This window comes from Neorhizobium sp. SHOUNA12A, from assembly GCF_023006505.1.
GTDB lineage: Bacteria > Pseudomonadota > Alphaproteobacteria > Rhizobiales > Rhizobiaceae > Neorhizobium.
The window spans coordinates 107,832-133,974 of record NZ_JALBGV010000003.1; the positions used below are offsets into that span (position 1 = coordinate 107,832).

Sequence of the window (26,143 nt, forward strand, 5' to 3'; positions counted from 1 at the left end):
ATGACCCGCTTCTTTATCGGCATCGATGTGGGAACAGGCAGCGCGCGGGCCGGCGTGTTCGATGAAGCCGGGACGCTGCTGGCATCCGCCAAACGCCCGATCACCATCTGGCACGAGCCCGGCAATATCGTCGAGCAATCCAGCCGACAGATATGGCAGGCGGTCTGCGAGAGCGTCCGGGAAGCCGTCGGTTCTGCCCGTATCCCGCTGTCGGCGGTTGCGGGAATAGGTGTCGACGCGACCTGCTCGCTGGTCGTCGTCAACGCTGACGGGATGCCGGTCTCGGTCAGCCCCTCGGGAGAGGCCGACCGCAATGTCATCGTCTGGATGGATCACCGCGCCGCCGGCGAGGCGGCCGAGATCAACGGCAGGCGGCACGAGGTCCTGCGTTATGTCGGGGGCAAAATTTCGCCGGAGATGGAAACGCCGAAGCTTCTCTGGCTGAAGCGCAACCTGCCACGATCGTTTGCCGATGCCGGACATTTCTTCGATCTCGCCGACTATCTGACCTTTCGCGCGACAGGATCGCTCAGCCGGTCGGCCTGCACGGTCACCTGCAAATGGACCTATCTCGCCCATGAGAAGCGCTGGGACGGCCAGTACTTCAGGGCGATTGGCCTTGGAGAACTCGCCGACGAAGGCTTCAAGCGGATCGGAACCGACATCGTCGATCCGGGAACGCCGGTTGCAGACGGCCTGACGGAACAGGCCGCTGCCGATCTCGGCCTGAGGCCGGGAACCCCTGTCGGTGCAGGCCTGATCGACGCCCATGCGGGCGGCATCGGCACGCTCGGCGGTCAAGATCCAGAAGGCCGCGCAGACGTTCGAAACAGGCTCGCCTATATTTTCGGGACATCCGCCTGTTCCATGGCCTCCAGCGACAATCCCGTGTTTGTCGATGGTGTATGGGGCCCCTATTATTCGTCGATGGTCCCTGGACTGTGGTTGACCGAAGGTGGCCAGTCGGCAGCCGGCGCTGCCATCGATCACCTGGTCACGATGCACCCGGCATCCGCTGAAGCGCGCTCCAGGGCCGAAGCCGACGGGATATCGCTCGTAAGCTGGCTCGACCGCGAAGCGACGAGACTGCGTCCAAATCTCACCCAGGCCGTCGAACTTGCCGGCACCATCCACGTCCTGCCCGAATTCATGGGCAACCGGTCGCCGCATGCGGACCCCGATGCGCGGGCCGTCATTGCGGGGCTCGGGCTGGAAACCGATATTGCCAGCCTGATCTCGCTGTTTGTCGCCGGGCTCTGCGGCATCGGTTACGGCCTCAGGCAGCTGCTGGACAAGCTGTCACAGAACGGCATGGCCTTCGACCTGATCATCGCCAGCGGTGGTGCCGCGCAAAGTCACCTCGTGCGGCAGATCCTGGCGGACACGACAAATCTGCCGGTGGCTGTCGCCGATACGGAGGAACCGGTCCTGCTCGGCAGCGCGATGCTTGGAGCCGCCGCCGGGGGCCGATACGGATCGCTGCAGGAAGCCATGAGCGCGATGTCACGTCTCTCGACGGTCTACAGGCCGGCCGGAGGCACGGTCCGTCAAATGCACGATCACCGATACCGCGCTTTTGGTCGGCTTCAGGAGATGGAACGGCAGATACGGTCAGATCGCAGAACGCTATCGTCTTGAGAGATCTGGACTGAGGGCTCGCTTCCAGCTCCACATGACATTGATAGCGCAGTGGCGTCGCCTAGCTCTCTCCGCCGGGTGTAAACCGGGCGACCAATGCGTGCCGGTCGCCCGGATAGGTGAAGCGCACGAATGTTACCGGACCGGTGCTGCCCCAGGTCCGTCGTTCGATGGCCAGACAGGCCGCGTTCCTGGAAATGTCGAGCCTCTTTGCGACCTCCGCGCCGGCCGACTGGGCATAGATCCGATGTTCCGCTGTGCTCCACGGGATCTGGCTGATGAGCCAGGTCCCCGGCGCCGACTTCGAAAAATCCTCGCTCTCCGCTTCGGGCACGGTCGTCAGGTTGATCAGCCGCTCCTCAAGGCAGAACGGCCGTTCGCCGGCATGGTGAAGGCAGACGAGATCGAGGACCGAGGCCGTTTCCGAAAGCTCCAGATGTTGCCGGTCTAGGGGGGTTGCTTCGCGTCGAACCCGATTTTCCAGCCGGTAGGAATAGGCAAGCTTAAGGGAGCGGACCTCCGCCTCGATACTATGGATTTCGAGCACCGCGGCCTGCGTCACCGGTTGCGCCACGAAACTGCCGGACTTCTTGCGCCGCTCGATCAGCCCAGCCCTCGCCAGATGCGTCAGCACCTTGTTGGCGGTCATCCGCGAGCAGCCGTATTGTACGGCAAGGTCGACCTCGAAAGGCAGGCGATACCCGGGAGGCCATTCGCCGGAAACGATCCGTCCCTCTATGTCGCTCAAAATGCGATGATGGAGGGTAGCTTCCTTGCCATTCGTCATGCTGTCAGCAATTCCTGCATTACCATCCTGAACCGGCGGCCGATCGCGTCCCGCTGGACATGTCGCCCGCCTTCGACCTGCTTGCGGCCAAGCGCCCAGACGCAATCCACGGCAATGCCGCCCGCAAATATCCAATGATCGAGAATCTGATCGGCAGCAAGATAGGGAACTTCATTGACGTCGAGCGAGACGATATCGGCGTAATTGCCAGCTACCAAGCCGGCAGTCGCATCGAGGGCCGTCGCGCCGCCCGACAGCGCCGTCTCGAATAGCCGCCGACCCGTCGAACCTTCCGGCTGCGCAAGGACGTTGCGCTTCTTCAAGCCGAGGCGCTGGGAATATTCGAGCTGACGCAGCTCCTGCGCCACGGAAATCAGTAGGTTCGAATCCGAGCCGATGCCGAAGCGGCCCTTCTGCGCGACAAAGTCTTCGCCGGGAAAGATGCCGTCGCCGAGATTGGCTTCGGTGATCGGGCAAAGCCCGGCGATCGCGCCGCTGTCCGCCATGCGGCGGGTTTCATCCTCTGTCATATGCGTCGCGTGGATGAGACACCAGCGTTCGGTCACCGGCATGTTTGCGAGCAGCCAGTCGACGGGCCGGGCGCCGGACCAGGCAAGGCAGTCCTCGACCTCCTTCACCTGTTCGGCGATGTGGATATGCACAGGCCCTTCGCCTGCCATCTGCACGACCTCATGGAGTTCCTGCGGAATTACTGCGCGGAGGCTATGGGGCGCGACGCCAAGTTTGGCGCCGGGCATGGCCGCAGTCAGGCGACGGCAACCTTCCATCGTCTTGGCGAAATCCTCGACAGAATGGATGAAACGGCGCTGGCCTTCGATCGGCGAAACGCCGCCGAAGCCGGAATGCGCATAGAAGACCGGCAGGAGGGTCAGGCCGATTCCCGCCTCCGCACTCGCCGCGCCGATGCGCTCGGCCATCTCGGCGATATTGGCGTAGTGGCCGCCATCCCTGTCGTGGTGGAGATAGTGGAATTCCCCCACCCGCGAAAAGCCGGCTTCCAGCATTTCCATATAGAGCTGTGAGGCAACGGCCTCGACCTGTTCCGGGGTGATCGACAGCGCAAACCTGTACATCAGCGTCCGCCAGCTCCAGAAACTGTCGTCGCCGGGGCCTCGAACTTCCGTGAGACCCGCCATGGCGCGCTGGAAGGCATGGCTGTGCAGGTTCGGCATCGCAGGCACCAGGACTTTGTGACGCTCGTCTTCGGTCGCCGCCTCGATGCCGACCTCCACTCCCGCAAGTCGGCCTGCCTCGATCGTCAACCTTACATTCTGCTGCCAGCCTTCCGGCAGAAGAGCCAATTGCGCATGAAGCGTGGCCATGGACGCCCTTCCCTTTTCCTTGCGGAGACCAAATTTCTTCTTGTCACTCGGATTATTATGTATATACATGTTCGCTCATAAGGAAAGGCGAAAAGCTTATGGATGGGGAAGATTCTTCAAAATCTGCAGCAGGCTCCACGTCGCTTTGGCACAATGCGCGGATCGCCACTTTTGCTCCCTCGGCATCCGGTTTCGGCATAATCGAAGCCGGTGCGATCGCCGTGCGCGATGGGCGGATAGCTTTCGTCGGCGCATTCGCCGACCTGCCTGCCGATTTTGAGAAATCTGAACACAAAACCGATTGCGGCGGGCGGTGGATCACCGCGGCCCTGATCGACTGCCATACCCATCTGGTATTCGGCGGCGACCGCGCGATGGAATTCGAAATGCGCCTGGCGGGATCGACCTACGAGGAGATCGCACGGGCCGGCGGCGGCATCATCTCCTCTGTGAAGGCAACCAATGCCCTCTCGGAAGACGAGCTCCTTGAGCAAGCGCTCCGCAGGCTGGACACGCTTCTGGCCGAGGGCCTCTGCACGGTCGAGATCAAATCCGGCTATGCGCTGAATATCGAAGGCGAGCTGAAAATACTGCGGGTTGCCCGCCGCCTCGCCGAAGTCAGGCCGGTGCGGATCGTCACGAGCTGGCTTGCCGCGCACGCGACACCGCCGGACTACAAGGGCCGTAACGGCGATTACATCACCGACGTGGTCCTGCCGGGCCTTGAGGCGGCGCATACGCAAGGGCTCGTCGATGCGGTCGACGGTTTCTGTGAAGGCATTGCCTTCTCGCCCGCCGAAATCGCCCGGGTTTTCGACAAGGCGAAGGCGCTTGGCCTTCCCGTCAAGCTGCACGCGGAACAGCTCTCCGATCTTGGCGGCGCGCGCCTCGCCGCCTCCTATGGCGCATTGTCAGCCGATCATCTCGAATATCTTTCGGCGGCGGATGCCAGGGCGATGGCGCAGGCAGGTACGGTCGCCGTGCTGCTGCCGGGCGCCTTCTATACGCTTCGCGAAAAGCAGGCACCGCCCGTCCAGGCGCTGCGCGATGCCGGCACCCGTATCGCGCTGGCGACCGACAGCAATCCCGGCACCTCGCCGCTGACCTCGCTGCTGATGACCATGAACATGGGCGCGACGCTGTTCGGTCTGACGGTCGAGGAATGCCTTGCCGGCGTCACGCGGGAAGCCGCCCGCGCCCTCGGTCTCCAGGCTGAAACAGGCACGCTCGAAGCTGGGAAATCCGCCGACTTCGCGATCTGGGATATCGAACGGCCGGCGGAGCTTGTCTATCGCATCGGCTTCAATCCGCTGCAGACGCGGATATTCAAGGGCGAGAGGGTCTCCGCATGAGCATCGTTCTGACACCCGGCTCAGTGAGCCTTCGCGAGCTCCAGGACATCTACTGGAACGGCACACCGGCTCGGATAGATCCTGCGTTCGACGCCGGCATTGAGAAGGCCGCCGCCCGGATCGCCCAGATCGCCGCCGGCAATGAACCGGTCTACGGCATCAACACCGGCTTCGGAAAACTGGCCTCGATCAAGATCGAAAGTGCCGATGTCGCGACGCTCCAGCGCAATCTGATCCTGTCGCATTGCTGCGGTGTCGGCGCCCCGCTTGCCGAAAATATCGTTCGCCTGATCATGGCGCTGAAACTGATTTCGCTTGGGCGCGGCGCCTCCGGCGTCCGGCTCGAACTGGTGCGCCTGATCGAGGCGATGCTGGAAAAGGGCGTGATCCCGCTCATTCCGGAAAAAGGCTCGGTCGGCGCGTCCGGCGATCTGGCGCCGCTTGCGCATATGGCGGCCGTGATGATGGGCGAAGGCGAGGCCTTTTATCAGGGCACATTGCTGCCGGCTGCCGAGGCCCTTGCGAAAGCCGGATTGAAACCGGTCGTGCTGGCCGCCAAGGAAGGCCTTGCCCTGATCAACGGCACCCAGACCTCCACGGCTCTGGCACTGGCCGGCCTGTTCCGCGCCCACCGTGCTGCCCAGACAGCGCTGGTGACCGGCGCGATGTCGACGGATGCCGCCATGGGCTCCTCCGCACCTTTCCATCCGGATATCCACACACTTCGCGGCCACAAGGGCCAGATCGATGCTGCCGCGGCTCTGCGCGCGCTATTGTCGGGCTCGGTCATCCGCGAAAGCCATCTGCAGGGCGACGAACGGGTGCAGGATCCCTATTGCATCCGCTGCCAGCCGCAGGTGGATGGCGCCTGCCTCGATCTGCTGCGATCGGTCGCCCGCACGCTCGAGATCGAAGCCAATGCGGTAACCGACAATCCGCTGGTGCTTTCGGATGACACCGTCGTTTCCGGTGGCAATTTCCACGCCGAGCCGGTGGCCTTTGCCGCCGACCAGATCGCGCTTGCCGTCTGCGAAATCGGCGCGATCGCCCAGCGCCGAATTGCGCTGCTGGTGGACCCGGCCCTCTCCTATGGACTGCCGGCGTTTCTTGCGAAAAAGCCGGGGCTCAATTCCGGGCTGATGATCGCGGAAGTCACGTCCGCCGCCCTGATGTCGGAAAACAAGCAGATGTCGCATCCGGCCTCGGTCGATTCGACGCCAACTTCCGCCAATCAGGAAGACCACGTTTCGATGGCCTGCCATGGCGCGCGCCGGCTTCTGCAGATGACCGACAACCTTGCAACCATCATCGGCATCGAGGCGCTGACGGCGGCACAGGGCGTGGAACTGCGCAAGCCGCTGACGACCAGCCCTGAACTCCAGAAGGTGATCGCCACCATCCGCTCCGCCGTTCCGAGCCTGGAAGAGGATCGCTACATGGCAAACGACCTCAAGGCGGCGACAGATCTCGTCGCTTCAGGCGCGCTCGCCGCGTCCGTTTCAGCGGACATCCTGCCGGTCCTGGAGGCGTAAATGGCTATTGTCGAAACCAGACAAGGCGCCTCCCCCGTCATTCTCGGCTTTCCGCATACCGGAACCGACGTGCCCCAGCCGATCTGGGAGCGGCTGAACGACAACGGCCGCCTGCTCGCCGATACCGACTGGCATATCCATCAGCTCTATGACGGATTTCTGGCGGATGCGACGACGGTGCGAGCCACGTTCCACCGCTACGTGATCGACGCCAACCGCGATCCGCAAGGCGCCAGCCTCTATCCCGGCCAGAACACCACCGGCCTGATCCCGGAGACGGATTTCGACGGCAAGAGCATCTGGAAACAGGGCGCCGCGCCGACCGAGGCCGACACCACTGAGCGGCTGCGCGATTTCCATGCGCCCTATCACGCGGCGCTTGCAGCCGAAATCGAACGGGTCAAATCCATCCACGGCATTGCGGTGCTCTACGATTGTCACTCGATCCGCTCACACATTCCGTTCCTGTTCGAAGGCACCCTGCCTGACCTCAACATCGGCACGGACATGGGCCAAACCTGCGCCCCGGCAATCGAACAGGCGGCGCTCGATGTGGCAACTGCGGCTTCGGGCTACACTAGCATTCTGAACGGTCGCTTCAAGGGCGGCTGGACGACACGGTTTTACGGCAAGCCGGAAACCGGCGTCCATGCCATCCAGATGGAACTTGCCCAGTCCACCCATCTCGCGGCGGAGGCCCTGCCCTTTGCCTATGATCCGGCCAAGGCAGAGCAGCTGCGGGTCCATCTGAAAAATATCCTGACGCGGATCGAGCGGATCGCGCTCGGCCTCGCGTCGCAGAAAAACAACAACCGATAAAGGGAACGTTCCGATGACCAATCCCCGCCACAATATCCGCGAAATCCGCGCCCCGCGCGGCAACCAGCTCAACGCCAAAAGCTGGATGACGGAAGCGCCCCTGCGGATGCTGATGAACAATCTCGATCCCGACGTGGCGGAAAACCCCAATGAACTGGTCGTTTATGGCGGCATCGGACGCGCTGCCCGTACCTGGGACGATTTCGACCGGATCGTTGCAACGCTGAAGACGCTGACGGAGGAAGAAACGCTTCTGGTGCAGTCCGGCAAGCCGGTCGGCGTGTTCCGCACCCACAAGGACGCCCCACGCGTGCTGATCGCCAACTCGAACCTCGTGCCCCATTGGGCGACCTGGGACCATTTCAACGAGCTCGATAAGAAGGGGCTGGCCATGTATGGCCAGATGACCGCCGGTTCGTGGATCTATATCGGCACCCAGGGCATCGTGCAGGGCACTTACGAGACGTTCGTGGAAGCCGGACGCCAGCATTATGGCGGCAACCTCAAAGGAAAATGGATCCTGACCGGCGGTCTCGGCGGCATGGGTGGCGCCCAGCCGCTTGCCGCCGTCATGGCCGGCGCCTGCTGCCTGGCCGTCGAGTGCAATCCCGACAGTATCGATTTTCGGCTGCGCACCCGCTATGTCGACGCGAAAGCGGAAACGCTCGACGAGGCCATGGAGATGATCACCCGCTGGACGGCAGCCGGCGAGGCAAAATCCGTCGGCCTGCTCGGCAATGCGGCGGAAATCCTCCCCGAGATGGTCCGTCGCGGCATTCGTCCGGACATGGTCACCGATCAGACCTCCGCCCATGACCCGATCAACGGCTACCTGCCGAAGGGCTGGACGATCGCCGAATGGAAAGCGAAACGCGAGACCGATCCGAAGGCGGTGGAAAAAGCCGCCCGCGCGTCGATGCGCGAACATGTGGAGGCGATGATTGCCTTCTGGAACGCCGGCATCCCGACGCTCGACTACGGCAACAACATCCGCCAGGTCGCCAAGGACGAGGGGCTGGAAAACGCCTTCGCTTTCCCCGGCTTCGTGCCGGCCTATATCCGTCCGCTGTTCTGCCGCGGCATCGGGCCGTTCCGCTGGGCAGCCCTTTCCGGCGATCCGGAAGACATCTATCGCACCGATGCCAAGGTGAAGGAACTGCTGCCGGACAACGCGCATCTCCACAACTGGCTCGACATGGCGCGCGAGCGGATTTCCTTCCAGGGCCTGCCGGCGCGCATCTGCTGGGTGGGCCTGGGCGTGCGCCACAAGCTCGGCCTCGCCTTCAACGAGATGGTCCGCAACGGTGAGCTGAAAGCGCCGATCGTGATCGGCCGCGACCATCTGGACTCCGGATCGGTCGCCTCTCCCAATCGGGAGACGGAAGCGATGAAGGACGGCTCGGATGCGGTGTCCGACTGGCCGCTGCTGAACGCGCTCCTGAACACGGCCTCCGGTGCCACCTGGGTGTCACTGCATCACGGCGGCGGCGTCGGCATGGGTTATTCGCAGCATTCCGGCATGGTCATCTGCTGCGACGGCAGCGAGGACGCCGACCGCCGGATCGAACGCGTGCTCTGGAACGACCCCGCCACCGGCGTCATGCGCCATGCGGATGCGGGCTACGAGATCGCCGTGGATTGCGCCAAGGAAAACGGACTGCGCCTGCCCGGCATCCTCGGGAAGTGAACCCATGAAAATCCTGCGCGCCTCCGACCACAAGCGAATGCCGTGGAAGAACGGCGGCGGTGAGACGGTGGAGATCGCCGTCTTTCCCGCCGGCGCATCGATCGAGGATTTCGACTGGCGCATCAGCTTGGCGACCGTCGCCTCCGACGGACCGTTCTCGATCTTTCCGGGCGTGGACAGAACCCTGTCGATCCTCTCCGGCGCGGGCATGGAGCTGACGATCGATGGCGGCGAGCCCCTGATCCTCGATCTCGATTCCGAGCCCTGCCCATTTCCGGCCGACAAACCGGCTTCGGCAAGGCTTGCGAACGGCATCGTAACCGACCTCAACATTATGACGCGGCGCGGTCGGTTTTCCCACCGTATCATCAGGCAGCCGACGCCGGTTTCGCTGCCGCCATCCCCATCTTTGAGGTTCATTCTTGCGACCGGAAAACACGCGATTGCGTTCGGGTCGGAGAAAGCTGACCTCGGGCCCTTTGACTGCTTGGCCCTTGAGTCCGACGGCGCCGGCAACTTCGTTGTCTCAGGGGGCAAAGATGTTTTCCTGATAGAACTGTATCCCGAAGTCGGAGATGAGTGATTTACGTTTGACCGATCCAAGCCTCGTCAGCGGGTCAGTGGATAGATCAGCTGGCCATCCTCCTCGCCTCTTGGGAAAGCACCCTCGCGGCTGCGCTTTTCGGACTGCTGGTAGCCCTGTGGGCTGATGCCGATATAGCGCTTGAACATGCGGGAGAAATAATAGGCATCCGCATAGCCGGAAAGCTCGGCGGCGCGCTTCACCGTGCAGCCGCCTGCCATAAGGCCCATCGCCCGCTCCATCCGCTTGAATTCCTGGAACTTGTCGGGCGTCCAGCCGACCCGCTTCCTGAACTCTCGCTTGAAATAATCCGGATTGTAGGGCGCCGAATTGATCGTTCTTTCGACGATCTCCTCGCCCAGCGGATCGGCAGCGATCTGGCTGGCGGCCACCATGACTGAAAAGGACAGCGCATCGGGATTGTTGACATTGCCGACCGACTGTTCCTTCCAGCCGATATGGGCCTGCTCGATAAATTCGATCAACAGGAACATAAAAAGATGGTGCTGGAGGAGCGTCGTCGAATAGGGCGGCGCGTTGTCGTGGTAATAACGCGTCAGCGGCTCCATCATCTCCCACCGGGCGAGCGTGACGGCATGTTTCAGGTTCATCTGAGCGATCAGGTCGAGCCGCCCGAAGAGGTCGAGGGTAAAATGCTGGGCGATGCCGGTATAGGCCTCCAGCGAGGTCGAATGGCCGGAAAACCAGGTATTCGCAGGCAGCAGCATCGCCCTGCCCGGCGCCATGTCGATCGTCTCGCCTTCGACCTCGTAACGCGCCGAACCCGTCAGGCAAATGATCAGGTCGTGCACGCTGTTCGATTTGTCGACGCCCCAGGTATGCGAGTGCTGCATCCTTATGGTTGAACGTGTCAGCGTCAACGCCATCGCATTCATCGGAATGGCAGACAGAATGCTACCTTCGATTTTCTCCATCCTTTTCCCCGAATTCGTCGATTTGATCTGACTGGCAAAGTGAGAATATCAGCCTGGGAGCTGAGAACTCAACACGCCTGAGACATTAATGGGAGGAAATGGCGCTTCAATTGCGGAAGCCTGATGGATCAGGCGTGTCCGCAGACGGAAGGGCCAGAGATCGCGATGCACAATATAGCAAGTGTCTCTTCGTTCAACGTCGCCTCTATCGGCGGCGGTTCGCTCAACTGCGCGACGAAATCCATGGGCGACTTTGCCTGTGACGGAACCGTCACCGCACATGCCGGCCGGATGCTGCGCCTGCCGGATGCACCGGCCGGACTGGGGCAGCCGGCATGAGCGGCGACAACAAATTTCTGGGGCTGTTCTACCTCTCGCCCTTCATCATCGGGCTGCTGGTCTTCACCGCCCTGCCCTTCCTCGCATCGCTTTATCTGAGCTTCACCAACTACAACCTGATGAACGAGCCGGTCTTCACCGGCCTGCAGAACTATATAAGGCTGTTCACCAACGACCGGACGTTCCGCAAATCGCTGTGGGTGACGCTGGTCTACGTGTTCACGACGGTGCCGCTGAAGCTCGTCTTCGCGCTCTTCATGGCCGTGATCCTCAATTACAAGCTGAAGTTCATCAACGTGTTCAGGACGGCCTATTACGTGCCCTCGATCCTCGGCGGCTCGATCGCCATCGCCGTCCTGTGGCGCTACATCTTCGCCGATGTCGGCCTCGTCAACATGGGCCTGCAGCTCATCGGTTTCGAGCCGGTCAACTGGTTCGGCGATCCCACCAACGCGCTGTTCACCATCACGCTGCTGCGCCTGTGGCAATTCGGCTCGGCCATGGTGATCTTCCTCGCGGCCCTTCAGAGCATCGACAAGACGCTCTACGAGGCGGCCTCGATCGACGGCGCCGGCAAATGGACGAGCTTCGTCTACATCACCCTGCCGCTGATCACGCCCGTCATCTTCTTCAACCTGATCATGCAGATGGTCCAGGCCTTCCAGGAGTTCAACGGCCCCTACATCATCACCCAAGGCGGCCCGCTGAAATCCACCTATCTCCTGCCGATCTATATCTATGACGAGGCCTTCAAGCGCTTCGACATGGGTTATGCCTCGGCGATCGCCTGGGTCCTGTTCCTGATCATCATGGCCCTCACCCTCATCGCCTTCTGGTCTTCGCGCCACTGGGTCTATTACGCCGGCGACAAGAGGAGCTGACCATGACCGATCACATCCTCTCCCAGAACTCCGCAGCCGCCCGCGACGTCGACGTCGTCCGCAGCCGCGAAACGCGCCGCCACCGCTTCAATGCCGTGCTGCGTTACGCCCTGCTGACCGTGGTCGGGTTGCTTATGCTCTATCCGCTGATCTGGCTGATCGGCGCCTCGTTCAAGACCAATTCGGAGATCTTCTCCAACCCCGGCTTCTGGCCGGAACACCCGACGCTCGACGGTTATATCAGGGGCTGGAAGACCTCGACGCCCTATTCCTTCGGCACGTTCTTCATCAACACGCTGTGGATCGTTATCCCGAAGGTGATCGGCACGGCGATATCCTGCACGGCGGTCGCCTACGGCTTCGCCCGCTTCGATTTCCCGTTCAAGAAAGTGCTGTTTTCCGCGCTGATCGCGACGCTGCTTTTGCCGAACGTCGTCACCCGCATTCCGCAATACCTGATCTTCCGCGATCTCGGCTGGCTCGACAGCTACCTGCCGCTCTGGGTGCCTTCGGCGCTGGCGGGCGATGCCTTCTTCGTCTTCATGCTGGTGCAGTTCCTGCGCGCCATCCCGCGCGACATGGAGGAAGCCGCCCGCGTCGACGGGGCCAATACCATCCAGACGCTGGTCTTCATCGTCGTGCCGCTGTTGATGCCGGCGCTGATCTCGGTCTGCCTGTTCCAGTTCATGTGGACGATGAACGACTTCCTCGGCCCGCTGATCTATATCTCCTCGGTCGAAAAATACCCGATCTCGCTGGCGCTGAAACTGTCGATCGACACGACCGAAGCCTTCGAATGGAACCGGGTTCTGGCGATGTCGGTGCTGTCGCTGGCGCCGGCGCTCGCGGTCTTCTTCCTCGCCCAGAAATATTTCATCGACGGCATCTCCTCCGGCGGGATCAAAGGATAGTCACATGGCGCGTCTTCAGCTGAGAAACCTCGAAAAAGACTATGGTACCTTCCGCGCGGTGCATGGCATCAATCTCGATGTCGAGGACGGCGAGTTCATGGTGCTGGTCGGCCCCTCCGGCTGCGCCAAGTCCACCACGCTCAGAATGATCGCAGGGCTGGAACGGGTCACCGGCGGCGAGATCCGCATCGGCGGCGAACTGGTCAATGACAAGACGCCGGGCGACCGCGGCATATCCATGGTCTTCCAGAACTACGCGCTCTATCCGCATATGAAGGTGCGCAAGAACCTCTCCTTCAGCATGCGGCTGAAGCGCCGTCCCAGTGCCGAGATCGAGCAGGCGACGAACCATGTCGCCGGCCTGCTGGAGATCGACCCCTTGCTTGACCGGCTGCCGAAACAGCTGTCCGGCGGCCAGGCGCAGCGCGTCGCGGTCGGCCGGGCGCTGATCAAGAAACCGCAGGTCTTCCTGTTCGACGAACCGCTCTCCAATCTCGATGCCAAGCTGCGCGCCTCGATGCGCGTTCGCATCACCGACCTGCACAAGCGGCTGAAGGCGGAAAACCAGCAGGCGACCGTCATCTACGTCACCCATGACCAGACCGAGGCCATGACCATGGGCGACCGCATCTGCGTCATGAAGGACGGCCACATCATGCAGGTCGCCGATCCGGTGACGCTCTACAGCCGCCCCGCCAACACCTTCGTCGCCGGCTTCATCGGCAGCCCGGAAATGAACTTCCTCGACGGCACGTTCGAGGGCGACAACAGCGTGCGGGCGGCGGAACAGCTGGTCACGCTCGGCGACGAGTTCACCAAGCGGATTTCCGGACGCAGCGAACACGTCACGCTCGGCATCCGCCCGCAGCATCTGCGCATCGCCGCAGCTGAAACGCCCGGCACCATCAGGGGCAAGCTTACCCATATCGAGTTCATGGGCCACGAAGTCTACCTCTATGTCGACATCGGCCCGAAACGCCTGATCGCCGTCGTGCCGTCCGCGTCCTACGACCGCGGCGCGCTTCGCGACGACTGGGTCTGGCTCTCCGCCGACCCGAAGGGTGTCCATCTGTTCGACCGCCAGTCCGGGGAAAACATCAGCCTGGCGATTTGAAAACTGCATCGTTCCAACTTGGGAGGAGCCAAAATGAGAACCATGATCATGACGGCGGCTTTGTTTGCCGCCACCAGCCTTTCGACCGCATTCGCTTCGGATCTGCGCATGTCCTGGTGGGGCAGCGACGACCGCCATATCGCAACCCAGGAGGCCCTGAAACTCTGCGGTGCCAAGTTCGGCCACACGATCGCGCCTGAATTCACCGGCTTCCAAGGCCATCAGGAAAAGATCGCCACCCAGCTCGCCGGCCGCACCGAGGCCGACATCATGCAGGTGAACTGGCCCTGGCTGCCGCTGTTCACCAAGAACGGCGACGGCTTTGCCGATTTGAACCAGTACAAGGACATCATCGACCTCAGCCAGTGGTCGAAGTCGGATCTCGACAGCGGCACCGTCAAGGGCAAGCTGAACGGCATTTCCGTCTCCACCACCGGCCGGGTATTCATGTTCAACAAGACCACCTATGACAAGGCCGGCATCCCGATCCCGAAGACCTGGGAGGAGCTGATCGCCGCCGCGCCGAAGATGAAGGAAAAGCTCGGCAAGGAGTTTTATCCCTTTGAAGGTGCCGCCCTCGATGCCCGCCTCATGGTGATCCTGCGCACCACCCAGAAGACCGGCAAGGACCTGATCGACCCCGCCACCAACAAGGTCGCCTGGAGCGAAGCCGAACTCGCCGAAGGACTGGAATTCTACAAGACCCTGGTCGACAAGGGCGTCATCGAGAGCTGGAAGACGGTTGCTGCCGGCGGCAACACCCCGCTGCATGAAAACCAGAAATGGGCCAAGGGCCAGATCGCCGGCACCTACCAGTGGGACAGCACCTACGGCAAGATCGCAACTCCGATGGAAAAGGGCCAGGAACTGGTGCCCGTCAAGCTGTTGACGATCGAGGGCGCCAAGACCGACGGCGTCTACCGCAAGCCCTCCATGCTGTTCTCGATCTCCAGGAACAGCAAGGACCCGAAGGGCGCGGCCCAGGTGCTCAATTGCCTGCTCAACGATCCGGCAGCGGTCAAGATCATGGGCGCCACGCGCGGCATTCCCTCCAGCAAGGTAGCGCTCGATACGCTGACCAAGGAGGGCAAGATCAAACCGGTGCAGATCGAAGCCTACAAGCGGGTGATGGAGCCGACCAGCCCCGGTGTCTCGCCGCTCAATGAGCATCCGCGCGTCACCGAAGTCTTCGACACCAATTTCGAAGCCTTCGCCTATGGCCAGCAATCCTCCAAGGATGCCGCGACCGAGATCATCGCCGGCATCAACCAGGCGCTGACGGGGATCTGAGGACGTGACGGACGTCGCCATCGAACTCCTGATCACCGGCCCCCGCAGCGCGACCTTCCGCGTCGATGCCGAAAGGCATCTCCACACGCGCAAGGAAGCGCTTGCCTGGCAGGTCCGGAGGCTCGATGGCGCGTTGGCGGCCGAGGGGACGACGTCGAAGGTCGTCTTCACGGTCGCTTCCCTTGAGCCGGGCGCTGCCTATCACCTGCATGCAGGCGAAGCCCGGCTCGAATTTACCACACGGCAGGAAACGGCCCTGATCGACATCCGTGATTTCGGCGCCTCGACGGACGCACAGGACAACGCGCCGGCGATCCAGCGGGCCATCGCGGTGCTCGCTCCCGGAGGCACGCTGAGAATACCGGCCGGGCACTGGCTGAGCGGTCCGATCTTCCTCAAGAGCGGCATGACCCTGCTCGTCGAAGAGGGTGTGGAACTCGCGGCAATCGCGAGCAGGCAAGACTTCCCGATCCTGCCGGCGCGTCATGCGGATGGCCGCATTCTCGGCACATGGGAAGGCGTGGCAGAGCCCTGTTACGCCAGCCTGATCAACGCGATCGATTGCCGGAACCTGCATCTTACCGGCACCGGCGTCATTGATGGCGGCGGTGATCGTGGCGACTGGTGGTCATGGCCGAAGGAGACCCGCCAGGGCGCCAGACGCCCCCGTACCGTCTTCCTTTCGGCCTGCGAAAACGTCACGCTTTCCGGCCTCACCATCCGCAACTCGCCGTCCTGGACGGTCCATCCGGTCCTCTGCAAGGGGCTTGTCGCGGCGGACCTGACGATCAAGAACGATCCGGATTCTCCGAATACCGACGGGTTCAACCCCGAAAGCAGCTCCGATATCCATCTTGTCGGCCTGCACATTTCGGTCGGCGACGACTGCATCGCACTGAAGGCCGGCAAACGCAGCCCGTTCGGCGGACCGGACCGCCCGACCGAGCATGTGCGGATCGAGAACTGCCTGATGGAACGCGGCCACGGTGCGGTCGTCATCGGCAGCGAGATGAGCGCCGGCATCAGCGACATCGCCATCCGCAACTGTCACTTCAGGGGCACCGACCGCGGGCTGCGCATCAAGACGCGCAGGGGACGCGGCGGCACGGTCGCCGACATCCGGCTGACCGACAGCCTGATGGAGGACGTGGCGACCCCGGTCGCCGTCAATTCCTTCTATTTCTGCGATACCGACGGCCGGTCCGATTACGTCCAGTCCCGGTCGCCGCTGCCGGTCTCCACGGAAACACCGAGCATCAGCTCGATCACCGTGAAAAACGTCACCGTTTCAGGCGCGCGAACGGCCGCCGCCGTCTTCTACGGACTGCCGGAGGCGGCAATCCGGGACATTGCCTTCGAAAACTACTCCGTCTCCTTCGCGCCAGATGCCGAGGCCGAAGTGCCGGAAATGGCCTCTCTCCTCCTGCCGCTCCGGCATGCCGGGATCATTGCGGAAAACGCCGTTTTCAGCCGCCTTGCGCGACTTTCTCCGGTTTCCATTCATCCAGCTCAAGACTGAAATCCGATGCTTCAGGACTATTTCGAGACTTACGCCCGCGATTACCAATATTACAAAGGCGGCGCCTGGTGTTACGAGGACGGCTGCCTCTATCGCGGCCTGATCGCGCTTTACGAGGCGACCGGCGAGCGCCCATGGCTGGATCATCTCATCCGGCTGGTGAGCGGCCAGATCGATGCGCAGGGCCGGCTTGTCGGCTACGAGATCGACGAGTTCAACATCGACAACATCCTGCCGGGCCGTGCCCTTGTCTTTCTCCATCGGCTGACGGGAGAACCCCGTTGGCTCGACGCCGCCGCCCCGCTGGCGCGGCAGCTCGAAACGCATCCGCGCACCGGCAGCGACGTCTATTGGCACAAGCTGCGTTACCCGCATCAGATCTGGCTGGACGGGCTCTACATGGCGCTGCCCTTCAAGGTCGAATACGCCCGCGCAGCTTCCGAGCCCCAGATGGTCGAGGAGGCGCTTCGGCAGTTCACCACCGCGCTCGACCTCACCCATGACCGGCAGGCGGATCTTTATCGCCATGGTTACGACGAGGCCCGGCAACAGGCTTGGGCGGACGCCGAAAGCGGCCTTTCCCCGGCCCATTGGGCAAGATCGATCGGCTGGCTGGCGATGGCCTTCGTCGACATCATCGAAAACCTGTCCGCCGGCGCTGCGCGGCGGGAGTTGACCGACCGCGCCGCGGCACTGGCGTCCCGGATCATCGCTCTTCGTACTGCGGATCACCGCTGGCTGCAGGTGATCGACCGGCCGGACGAAGCGCAGAACTACCCGGAAAGCTCGGCGACCGCGATGTTCTCCTATTTCCTCCAGAAGCTCGCGCGGCTCGGCGGCCCGGCCGGTGTTTCCGAGGCCGGTCGGGCGAGCCTGCAATCGCTCGTCGCACAGGAACTGCGGCGGGATGCGGATGGACGGCTCCGGCTCCATAACATCTGTTGCGTTGCGGGTCTCGGAGGCTTCAACGGCCGCTATCGCGACGGCACCGTCGGCTATTACCTCTCCGAGGAAATCCGCGCCGACGACATCAAGGGTGTCGGACCGATGATGATGGCCTATGCGGAAACGCTGCTAGACACGCAATCGATGATGCCCCAGGCTGCGCAGCCGGAGGACCGGGTCGAGCTCACCGCCGTCGTCAAGCGATAGCAGCGCTGGGTAGTGTCTCAGATCGAACTTCTGCTATGGGTGGGAAGCAAAACGCCCGCGTTGTCACCAACTGCCGAAAGTGTGAAGCGCGCAACGGGCTCTCGCCCATTGTGGGAGTCTTTGTCTCGAGGGAGGAGCGCTACGATGAGCACCGACAGGGACACTGTGCGGTCCTATGATGCGGTCGCGGCGGAGTACGCTGCTGACGCCGCGGCGATGCCCGAATGGGTCGCGACAGAGATCGATGCGTTCGTGACCGGGCTTGGTGGCTCGGGCAGGGTACTGGAGATCGGAAGCGGTGGCGGGCGAGACGCCCTTGCGCTTGAGAAGCGGGGGATTAGCGTCCGGCGCACCGACATTTCGAACGGCTTCGTCGAACTGCTTCGCGAGAGTGGCTTCGAGGCCGATCTTTTGGACCCGCTGACCGACGACCTAGCCGACCCGCAGCGTCCCACCACCCCGTATGACGGGATATGGGCCTGTGCCTGCCTGATTCACGTTGCGCGCGAAGATTTGCGGGTGGTGCTTGGACGGCTTGCCGAGGCGACCCGGACCGGTGGCCGGCTGCACGCCTCGGTTAGAGAGGGTGATGGCGAGGATGTGTCCACACACGGCAGCGCTGCAGCGCCTCGGCGCTACGTCGAAACATACTGGCGCGAGCCTGCCTGCGATCCGCACTCACAGACGCTGGCTGGATCGTCAGCGACGTACGTCGATGCGTCGGAAGCCCCAATGATTGGTGGCTGAGCGTTCGGGCGGTTCGGGCATGACGCACATAAAGTTCCAGGTCCGGATGGAAGCGGTGTACCGCGTCCGCACGGGACACCAACCCGGTTGGATCGAACTTCCCGGGTCGAAAGCCGAAGTTCAAACTGAGACACTACCCCAGCGCCCTCGCGCCGAGAAACAGGAGAAAACAGACCATGACGATCGATGTCCGGACGCGCCATGCCGTTCACTACAGCCAGTCGGAGCGCATGACGAGCGCGGAGCTGCGCGAAAACTTCGTGATTGAGGATCTCTTTGTCGCCGGGGCGCTGCAGGCCGTCTATACCCACTACGACCGCATGCTGGTGGCAGGTGTCACGCCGACACAGACAAGCCTCGGTGTCGGCAGCGAGCTGGCGAAACTTGTCGGCGCGGATTACCTCTTGGAACGCCGCGAGCTTGGCCTCATCAATATCGGCGGATCGGGTCGCGTCTTCGCCGATGGCCTGACTTACGCGCTCCAGCCGATGGACGGGCTCTATCTCGGCATGGGAACGAAGGAAATCTTGTTCGAGAGCGACAACCCGGCTGCGCCCGCGAAATTCTATATCAACGCTGCACCGGCGCACGCCACCTTACCCTCGCGGTTCGTCGGCAGCGCAGATGCGATCGAGAACAATCTCGGCGAGAGCGCCACATCGAACAAGCGCAAGCTCTACCAGTACCTGCATCCGAAGGTGCTGCCGACCTGCCAGCTGCTGATGGGGCTGACCCGGCTGGAGACCGGCAGCGTCTGGAACACCATGCCGGCGCATCTGCATGACCGGCGGATGGAAGCCTATCTTTATTTCGAAATCCCGGAAAATGCCTTCGTCGTTCACCTGATGGGCCGGCCGGCGGCGACAAACCATCTGATCATCCGCAATGAACAGGCCGTGCTCTCGCCGCCCTGGTCGATCCATTGCGGTGCCGGCACCGGCGCCTACGCCTTCATCTGGAGCATGGCCGGTGACAACCAGTCCTTCACTGACATGGACATGGTGGATATGAAGAGCCTCAAATAGGCTCTCGAAATCGATCCGCCAGCGGAGCACCGATCTGCTCCGTCAGACGGACACGATGCGCGGCTCCTGCCGAGGTGCCGCGCGATCGCTTGGATGCGCCGGCTCCTTGCACGGGCCGGTGGAGCGGCGCTCGATGATCCTCGATGCGACCTGGACCCTGCGGGCGGGGGTTCCCGGCTGGCGCGGGTTCTCGATCCGCTCGAGCAGAAGCCGCAGGCCGACGGCTCCACATTCCTGGCCTTCCATGCGCACCGTCGTCAGCGCCGGCGAGATCTGCTTTGCCGGCGAAAAATCGCCAAAACCAACCACCGAGACATCGTCGGGAATGCGATAGCCTTGGCCCAGGAGTTCGGAAACGACGGTGAGCGCCAAGCCGTCATGGGCGCAGAAGAAGGCGGTCGGCCGAGCACCTTTTTCCTTCAGTGCGCGATAGGTTTCTGCAAAACCGTTCTCCTCCTCGAACTGCAGGACGTGCAACGTGACATCCGGGTGACGTTCGGCGATTTCGCGGGCTCCATAAAAGCGCTCGCGGCGGCCGCGATAACCGGGCGTGCCATGGACATAGGCGATGGAACGGTGACCGAGGTCCACCAGGTATTGGATCACCGCCTGTCCTGCCTCGTGGTCGGTGCCGGAGACCTGATCGGCATCTTCCAGCGGATCGACCCAGCCGAACCGGATGATCGGAGTGCCGGTCGCCATGGCGGCGCGGATCGCCTCGCGGTCGTGCGGTCCGACCAGCAACAGCCCGGCGCAGGTGCGCGCCAGTTCTTCAAGCTGGCCCTGGCTGTGGGTCCATAACATCCTGAGAGCCATGCCGAGCCTGTGCGCCTCTGCCTGGACGCCGTTCTGGATCTGCATGTGCAGCTCGCTATTGACCGGATCGAGGTCGTGAAACACCACCGCGATATCGCCCAGCGCGGTCTGGCTCGCGGGTTTGCTATAGCCGAGACGCAGGGCTGTTTCGCGGATCCGCTCGCGAGTTTCCTCGCTGACGCCGCTCTTGCCCGATAACGATCTGGATACCGCATATTTCGAAAGGCCGACCTCGCGCGCGATGGTCTGTAAGGTAACCCGCCCCCTGCTCTTCATAACCCATCCCCCTGCAGCTACCGTGTGGCTACACTGCTGCACTGCAAAACGCAATTTTGCCAAACAACGCTACATAACACTTTACCTAACAGTATTCGAATGCAAACTTTTCGTTATCCACGCCCAAGGGAAATAATAGGTGACGGCGGGGACTGTGTGGAGGAGACACCCATGATCAAGCTGAAACGTCGCGCGTTTCTGGCCGGGACTTCGGCCGTTTTGATTTTGCCGGCCCTGCCGGCCTTAGCCGTCGACTACAAGGAAGCAAGCCTTTTGAAGGACAAGGTCGCCAGCGGCGCCCTGCCCCCTATCAAGGACCGGCTGCCCGCCAACCCGCTTGTCATCAAGCCGGTCGAAAGCGTCGGGAAATACGGAGGCGACTGGAAGCTGGCGCTGGTCGGCGGCGGTTCGCTCTCCATGCTGTTCCGTTACCAGGCCTATGAACCGCTGCTGCGTTATACGCCGGACTGGTCCGGCGTGACGCTGAATGTCGCGGAAGCCTTCGAAGGCAACGCGGACTCGACCGTCTACACCATCCGCCTGCGCAAGGGCATGAAATGGTCGGACGGGCATCCCTACACCACGGCCGACGTCAAGTTCTGGTATGACACGGTGCTCACCGACAAGCGCGTCGCCGTCACCAGCCAGGGCCACTGGAAAACCGCTGGCAAGCCCGCCAAGCTGGAAGTAGTCGACGAGCAGACCTTCAAGGTCATCTTCGAAAAACCTAACGGTATGTTCCCGTTGCAGGTCGCATGGTCCAACCTGGACCACACCACCCGCTGCCCCAAACACTATCTCGAACAGTTCCATATCGACTACAATCCGAAGGCGGATGAGCTGGCCAAACAGCGCGGTTTCCAGAGCTGGATCGCCGCATTCCAGTCGGCCTCCGGCTTCCAGGACGACAACGCCTTCTTCCTCAATTCCTCGAAGAAGCCCTGCCTCAATGCCTGGATGTTCACGATCGCGCCGGGCGAAAACACCGAGCGGGTGGTGGCCGAGCGCAATCCCTACTATTGGAAGGTCGATACCGAGGGCAACCAGCTGCCTTATATGGACCGCATCGTCTACCAGATGGTGGCCGATCCGCAGGTACTGCTGTTGAAATGCATGCAGGGCGAAATCGACCTGATGGACCAGTATATCGCCACCCCCAACAACAAGTCGGTTCTCTACGACGCGCGCAAGCAGGGCGGCTATGACTTCTACACGCTGACCTCGACCGAGGCCAACGTGATGAACTTCATCTTCAACCTCAACCACAATGACGAGACGAAACGAAAGCTCTTCCGCAACAAGAAGTTCCGCGCAGCGCTGTCGACGGCGCTCGACCGCCAGACCCTGATCGACGCAGTGCTTGTCGGCCAGGGCGCGCCCGCCCAGCCATCGATCAAGGAAGGCGATCCGCTTTATAACGAAGAGCTTGCCAAGCAGTTCACCGAGTACAGCGTCGACAAGGCCAATGCCATGCTCGACGAACTGATCCCGAAACGCGACAGCCAGAATTTCCGTCTCGACGAGAAGGGTCGGCGGCTGACGATCATCTTCGAGATCGACCAGGCACGCCCGATCTTCCTCGATCTCTTCCAGCTGGTCATCCCGATGTTCCAGGCGGTCGGCATCGATGCGCAGATGCGCACCATGGACCGTTCCCTCTGGGAAACCCGCGTTCGCCAGGGCCGCGACTTCGACGCCACCGCACACCAGTTCGGCGCCAATGGCGGCGTCGCGGCGATGCTCGACCCGCGTTATTACGTGCCGACCGACAGCAATGCGATGTATGCCCCGGCCTGGCAGCTCTGGTATCTCGACCCGAAGAACGCCAATGCCGAGGAACCGCCGGAAGACACCAAGAAGCAGCTTGCGCTCTACGACAAGCTGAAGGCGACCTCGGATCAGGCAGGCCAGCGCGAGATCATGAAACAGCTCCTGCAGGGAGCCGCGGAAACCTTCTACGTGTTCGGCATTTCGCAGCCGCCGGACGGCTACGGCATCGTCAAGAACAACATGAAGAACATCACCAAGACCATGCCGAATTCGTTCGGCTGGCCGACCCCCGCCCCGACCATGCCGGAGCAGTTCTACAAGGTCTGACGACCTCGCACATTCCGATGTTTTCCGGGCGCCGGTCTCACCCGGCCGGCGCCGAGGGCACCCCTTTTCCGATGATTGGACGCTATCATGCTTGAGGCGAGACGACAGAACACTGATACCTTGCGGACCCCGGACTGGTTCCGGACCGCGACGCGCTGGACCCAGTTGACCTTCGTCGAGGACGATCCGGACAAATACGACCCCGCCTTCTGGATCGACGTCTTCAAGCGCACGAAATCCAATGCCGTCTGCCTTAGCGCTGGCGGTTACATCGCCTACTATCCAAGCAAGGTTCCCTATCACTACGTCAGCCAATATCTAGGCGACAAAGACATTTTCGGCGCGCTCGTCGATGCGGCCCGCAAGCTTGACATGCATGTCATGGCCCGCGTCGATCCGCATGCCATCCACGACGATGCGGCCAAGGCTCATCCGGAATGGGTGATGATCAATGCCGACGGCACGCCGCGCCGCCACTGGGCCTATCCGGATGTCTGGGTCGCCAATGCCTATGGCGACTACAATTCCGTCTTCATGCCGGAGGTGGTGAAGGAGATCGTCCGCGAATACGATATCGATGCGATCTTCGCCAATCGCTGGCAGGGCCATGGTGTCGACTACAGCGAGGATAGCGCCCGCCGTTTTAAGGACATGTCAGGCTATGCCCTGCCCAGGAAGGCGGATGCCGAAGACCCGGCCTGGCAGGCCTGGCTGCAATGGCGCCGCCGCGTGCTGACCGACATGATCGCCCAGTGGGACGACGCGGTCAAAGCCATCCGGCCGCATGCGAGCTTTATCCCCAACATGAGCGGCGCGTCGCTGATGGAGTTCGATCTCTCCGTCATCACCAAACATTGCCCCTTCCTCGTCGTCGACCATCAGGGCCGTAAGGGGCTGGAACTCGGCTGGTCGGCCGGCCGCAACGGCAAGCGCATCCGCGCCACCTTCGCCGATCGCCCCGTGGTGCTGATCACCTCGATCGGTCCGGAGGAGGAATATCGCTGGAAGGATGCGGTGACCTCTGGCGAGGAAATGCAGCTGTGGATCAACAACGGCACGGCCCATGGGCTTTTCGCCTGGTTCACGAAATTCAACGGCGTGGTGCCCGACAAGCGCTGGGTGGAGCCGGTTGCCGAGGCTTTCGTGCTGCAGTCGGCCGTCGAGCCGGTGCTCGAAAGCATGACGCCGACCGCGGAAATCGCCGTGATCGACCCGTCGACGACCTTGCGCCACTGGGCGCCGGAAGAACGCCACGCCGCGGAGAAACACGATCTCGGCGTCTATCACGCCCTGGTCGAGGCACGCCTGCCCTTCGAACTCCTGTCCGATCAGGTGCTCACCAGGGACAATCTCGACCGCTTCAAGGTGATCATCCTCGCCAACGCCTCCTGCCTTTCGGACGCGCAGAACGAGGCGATCCGCGCCTATGTAGCGCGCGGCGGCAGCGTCGTTGCCTCCTACGAGACCTCGCTTCGCGACGAATTCGGCAAGACGCGGGCAGAATTCGGCCTGTCGGACGTGCTTGGGATGAAATTCGTCTCCGGCCCGCGCGGCATCGTCAAGAACACCTATGTAGCGCTGTCCGGCGACCACCCGGTCAACAAGGGTTTTGACGGTGCCGAGCGGATCATGGGCGGCACAAGGCTGATCCATGTCGAGCCGGCTGCGGGCGCTGAAACACCCTTCCTCTACGTGCCCGATTTCCCGGACCTGCCGATGGAGGAAGTTTATCCGCGTAAAGACCCGGAAGGGGCGGCGGTCATCGCCCGCGAAACCGGCAAAGGTGGGCGCACGGTCTATATTCCCTGGAATATCGGTGAAATCTTCTGGGAAGTCTTTGCCGTCGATCACGCCCGGCTTCTGTCCAACGCCGTCCACTGGGCGCTCGGCAAGACCCCGCGCGTCACCGTCAAAGGCCCGGGCGTCATCGACCTCGCGCTCAGGGAAAACGCCGAGGGGATCGCGCTCAGCCTCTTCAACCTCACCAACCCGATGATGATGAAAGGCCCGATACGCGAGAATTACCCTCTGGCGGCTCAGACCGTTTCGGTGGAAGTTCCAGAAGGCAAGTCGGTGGCGAAAGCCTGGCTGGTGGTTGCGGACCGGGCGGCAAGTTTCAGCGTGAAGGATGGACGCGCGGAGGTGGACGTGCCGGGAATAGAGCGGCTGGAGGTACTGCATCTCACCTGGAAATAGGGTGGGAGCCTAAAATGGAGGAGCGTTGCCGGCCTCAAAGGGCCGGTAGCGGATGGAGATCCGAAGGTGGCGCCTGCGCGGTGCCTTCAACGGGAGGAGAACTATTCCGATGCTTGGCTACATCTTCAAGCGCGTGCTCTACATGATCCCGACCCTGTTCGGCATGTCGCTGATATCGTTCCTGATCATCCAGCTGCCGCCGGGTGACTACCTGACGTCGATGATCGCCACGATGAGCGACAGCGGCCAGGCCGTCGATCCGGCCCAGATCGAGCGGCTGAAGGAAATCTACGGCTTCGACGATCCCTTCTACATCCAGTATCTCAAATGGATCTGGGGCATCGTCAGCCGCGGCGACTTCGGTTATTCGTTCGAGTGGAACCAGCCCGTCTCCGGCCTGATCTGGGGCCGGATGGGTTCGACGCTGGTCATCTCGCTTCTGAGCCTGCTGTTCGTGTGGATCGTCGCACTGCCGATCGGCATCTATTCCGCCGTCCGCCGCCATTCGATCAGCGACCACGTCTTCACCTTCTTCGGCTTCATCGGGCTTGCCGTGCCGAACTTCATCCTGGCGCTGGTGCTGATGTATTTCGCCTACCGCTATCTCGGCCAGAGCGTCGGCGGCCTCAACTCTCCCGAATTTGCCGAGGCCCCCTGGAGCCTTGCCAAGGTCGGCGATTTCCTCGCCCATCTGTGGATCCCGATCATTATCATCGGCGCCTCTGGAACCGCGGCGCTGATCCGCGTTCTGCGTGCCAACCTGACCGACGAGCTGCACAAGCCCTATGTGATCACCGCCCGCGCCAAGGGCCTGCCGGAATACAAGGTCATCCTCAAATATCCGGTGCGCATCGCCCTCAACCCGTTCGTCTCGGCGATCGGCTGGGTGCTGCCGCATCTGGTCTCCGGCGTGACGATCACCGCCATCGTGCTCAACCTGCCGACCGCCGGGCCGCTGCTGTTCCGAGCGCTGGTGTCGCAGGACATGTATCTCGCCGGCAGTTTCATCCTGCTTTTGAGCGCCCTCACCCTTGTCGGCATGCTGCTATCGGATCTGCTGCTGGCGCTGCTCGATCCGCGCATCCGGTTCAATTGAGGGAGGCC

Annotated in this window: 21 protein-coding genes and 1 pseudogene; 18 read left to right on the forward strand and 4 right to left on the reverse strand. The window is 62.3% G+C overall.

Going from position 1 to position 26,143, the window contains the following annotated elements:
• Complete coding sequence (locus MOV63_RS02335; protein ID WP_247031377.1) at nt 1-1,638, forward strand: FGGY-family carbohydrate kinase; 1,638 nt, start codon at nt 1-3, stop codon at nt 1,636-1,638.
• A gap of 61 nt (nt 1,639-1,699) precedes the next feature.
• On the opposite strand, the gene hutC is transcribed toward MOV63_RS02335, so the two are convergent.
• Together hutC and MOV63_RS02345 are read right to left on the reverse strand one after the other, a co-directional pair.
• Nucleotides 1,700-2,425, reverse strand: a complete 726-nt coding sequence (gene hutC, locus MOV63_RS02340) for a histidine utilization repressor (protein WP_247031379.1) — start codon at nt 2,423-2,425, stop codon at nt 1,700-1,702.
• Nucleotides 2,422-3,768, reverse strand: coding sequence for a formimidoylglutamate deiminase (locus MOV63_RS02345; RefSeq protein WP_247031381.1), 1,347 nt, complete (start codon nt 3,766-3,768; stop codon nt 2,422-2,424). Before MOV63_RS02345 ends, hutC begins: the two co-directional genes overlap by 4 nt.
• A 98-nt stretch (nt 3,769-3,866) precedes the next feature.
• On the opposite strand from MOV63_RS02345, the gene hutI reads away from it, so the two are divergent.
• Genes hutI through MOV63_RS02370 form a run of 5 tightly spaced genes read left to right on the forward strand, consistent with a single transcriptional unit; the run spans nt 3,867 to nt 9,741 of the window.
• Nucleotides 3,867-5,120, forward strand: coding sequence for an imidazolonepropionase (hutI, locus tag MOV63_RS02350; RefSeq protein ID WP_247031383.1), 1,254 nt, complete (start codon nt 3,867-3,869; stop codon nt 5,118-5,120).
• Nucleotides 5,117-6,652 (forward strand): histidine ammonia-lyase, encoded by a 1,536-nt coding sequence (gene hutH, locus MOV63_RS02355; protein ID WP_247031385.1) that lies wholly within the window; start codon nt 5,117-5,119, stop codon nt 6,650-6,652. The genes hutI and hutH overlap by 4 nt, the downstream gene beginning before the upstream one ends.
• Nucleotides 6,653-7,471: an N-formylglutamate deformylase gene (hutG, locus tag MOV63_RS02360; protein WP_247031387.1), complete on the forward strand. Its 819-nt coding sequence runs from the start codon at nt 6,653-6,655 to the stop codon at nt 7,469-7,471.
• Nucleotides 7,472-7,484: 13 nt separating this feature from the next.
• Complete coding sequence (hutU, locus tag MOV63_RS02365; RefSeq protein ID WP_247031389.1) at nt 7,485-9,158, forward strand: urocanate hydratase; 1,674 nt, start codon at nt 7,485-7,487, stop codon at nt 9,156-9,158.
• 4 nt (nt 9,159-9,162) lie between these two features.
• The gene (locus tag MOV63_RS02370) at nt 9,163-9,741 is read left to right on the forward strand and encodes a HutD family protein (RefSeq protein ID WP_247031391.1); all 579 of its coding nucleotides are present in this window, start codon (nt 9,163-9,165) and stop codon (nt 9,739-9,741) included.
• Nucleotides 9,742-9,767: 26 nt separating this feature from the next.
• Here the strand turns inward: MOV63_RS02370 and MOV63_RS02375 are convergent, their stop codons facing one another.
• A complete protein-coding gene (locus MOV63_RS02375; protein ID WP_247031393.1) occupies nt 9,768-10,676 on the reverse strand; it encodes a helix-turn-helix domain-containing protein in 909 nt (302 codons plus the stop codon).
• A gap of 165 nt (nt 10,677-10,841) precedes the next feature.
• Here MOV63_RS02375 and MOV63_RS02380 point away from each other — a divergent pair, with 165 nt between their 5' ends.
• The 9 genes and pseudogenes from MOV63_RS02380 (at nt 10,842) to kduI (ending at nt 19,654) form a co-directional block, all read left to right on the forward strand.
• Nucleotides 10,842-11,015, forward strand: a complete 174-nt coding sequence (locus MOV63_RS02380; RefSeq protein ID WP_247031395.1) for a hypothetical protein — start codon at nt 10,842-10,844, stop codon at nt 11,013-11,015.
• A complete protein-coding gene (locus tag MOV63_RS02385) occupies nt 11,012-11,896 on the forward strand; it encodes a carbohydrate ABC transporter permease (RefSeq protein ID WP_040124324.1) in 885 nt (294 codons plus the stop codon). The genes MOV63_RS02380 and MOV63_RS02385 overlap by 4 nt, the downstream gene beginning before the upstream one ends.
• Nucleotides 11,897-11,898: 2 nt before the next feature.
• On the forward strand, nt 11,899-12,807 hold the full coding sequence (locus tag MOV63_RS02390; RefSeq protein ID WP_247031397.1) for a carbohydrate ABC transporter permease: 909 nt from the start codon (nt 11,899-11,901) through the stop codon (nt 12,805-12,807).
• Between the two features lie 4 nt (nt 12,808-12,811).
• Nucleotides 12,812-13,921, forward strand: coding sequence for an ABC transporter ATP-binding protein (locus MOV63_RS02395; RefSeq protein ID WP_247031399.1), 1,110 nt, complete (start codon nt 12,812-12,814; stop codon nt 13,919-13,921).
• Between the two features lie 33 nt (nt 13,922-13,954).
• The gene (locus tag MOV63_RS02400) at nt 13,955-15,211 is read left to right on the forward strand and encodes an ABC transporter substrate-binding protein (RefSeq protein ID WP_247031401.1); all 1,257 of its coding nucleotides are present in this window, start codon (nt 13,955-13,957) and stop codon (nt 15,209-15,211) included.
• Between the two features lie 4 nt (nt 15,212-15,215).
• Complete coding sequence (locus MOV63_RS02405; RefSeq protein WP_247031403.1) at nt 15,216-16,730, forward strand: glycoside hydrolase family 28 protein; 1,515 nt, start codon at nt 15,216-15,218, stop codon at nt 16,728-16,730.
• A 6-nt stretch (nt 16,731-16,736) separates the two neighbouring features.
• Nucleotides 16,737-17,882, forward strand: a complete 1,146-nt coding sequence (locus MOV63_RS02410; RefSeq protein ID WP_247031405.1) for a glycoside hydrolase family 105 protein — start codon at nt 16,737-16,739, stop codon at nt 17,880-17,882.
• A 144-nt stretch (nt 17,883-18,026) separates the two neighbouring features.
• Nucleotides 18,027-18,652 (forward strand): annotated as a pseudogene (locus MOV63_RS02415) (class I SAM-dependent methyltransferase).
• 153 nt (nt 18,653-18,805) lie between these two features.
• Nucleotides 18,806-19,654: a 5-dehydro-4-deoxy-D-glucuronate isomerase gene (gene kduI, locus MOV63_RS02420; protein WP_247031407.1), complete on the forward strand. Its 849-nt coding sequence runs from the start codon at nt 18,806-18,808 to the stop codon at nt 19,652-19,654.
• A gap of 42 nt (nt 19,655-19,696) precedes the next feature.
• On the opposite strand, the gene MOV63_RS02425 is transcribed toward kduI, so the two are convergent.
• Entirely contained in the window at nt 19,697-20,746 is a 1,050-nt protein-coding gene (locus MOV63_RS02425) for a LacI family DNA-binding transcriptional regulator (RefSeq protein WP_247031409.1), read from the reverse strand.
• 171 nt (nt 20,747-20,917) lie between these two features.
• Between MOV63_RS02425 and MOV63_RS02430 the strand changes: the two genes are divergently transcribed.
• The 3 genes from MOV63_RS02430 to MOV63_RS02440 all read left to right on the forward strand — a co-directional run bounded on the left by MOV63_RS02430 (nt 20,918) and on the right by MOV63_RS02440 (nt 26,135).
• A complete protein-coding gene (locus tag MOV63_RS02430; RefSeq protein ID WP_247031411.1) occupies nt 20,918-22,843 on the forward strand; it encodes an ABC transporter substrate-binding protein in 1,926 nt (641 codons plus the stop codon).
• An 87-nt stretch (nt 22,844-22,930) separates the two neighbouring features.
• Nucleotides 22,931-25,039, forward strand: a complete 2,109-nt coding sequence (locus MOV63_RS02435) for an alpha-amylase family protein (RefSeq protein ID WP_247031413.1) — start codon at nt 22,931-22,933, stop codon at nt 25,037-25,039.
• A gap of 109 nt (nt 25,040-25,148) precedes the next feature.
• Complete coding sequence (locus MOV63_RS02440) at nt 25,149-26,135, forward strand: ABC transporter permease (protein ID WP_040124307.1); 987 nt, start codon at nt 25,149-25,151, stop codon at nt 26,133-26,135.
• Nucleotides 26,136-26,143 lie beyond the last annotated feature (8 nt).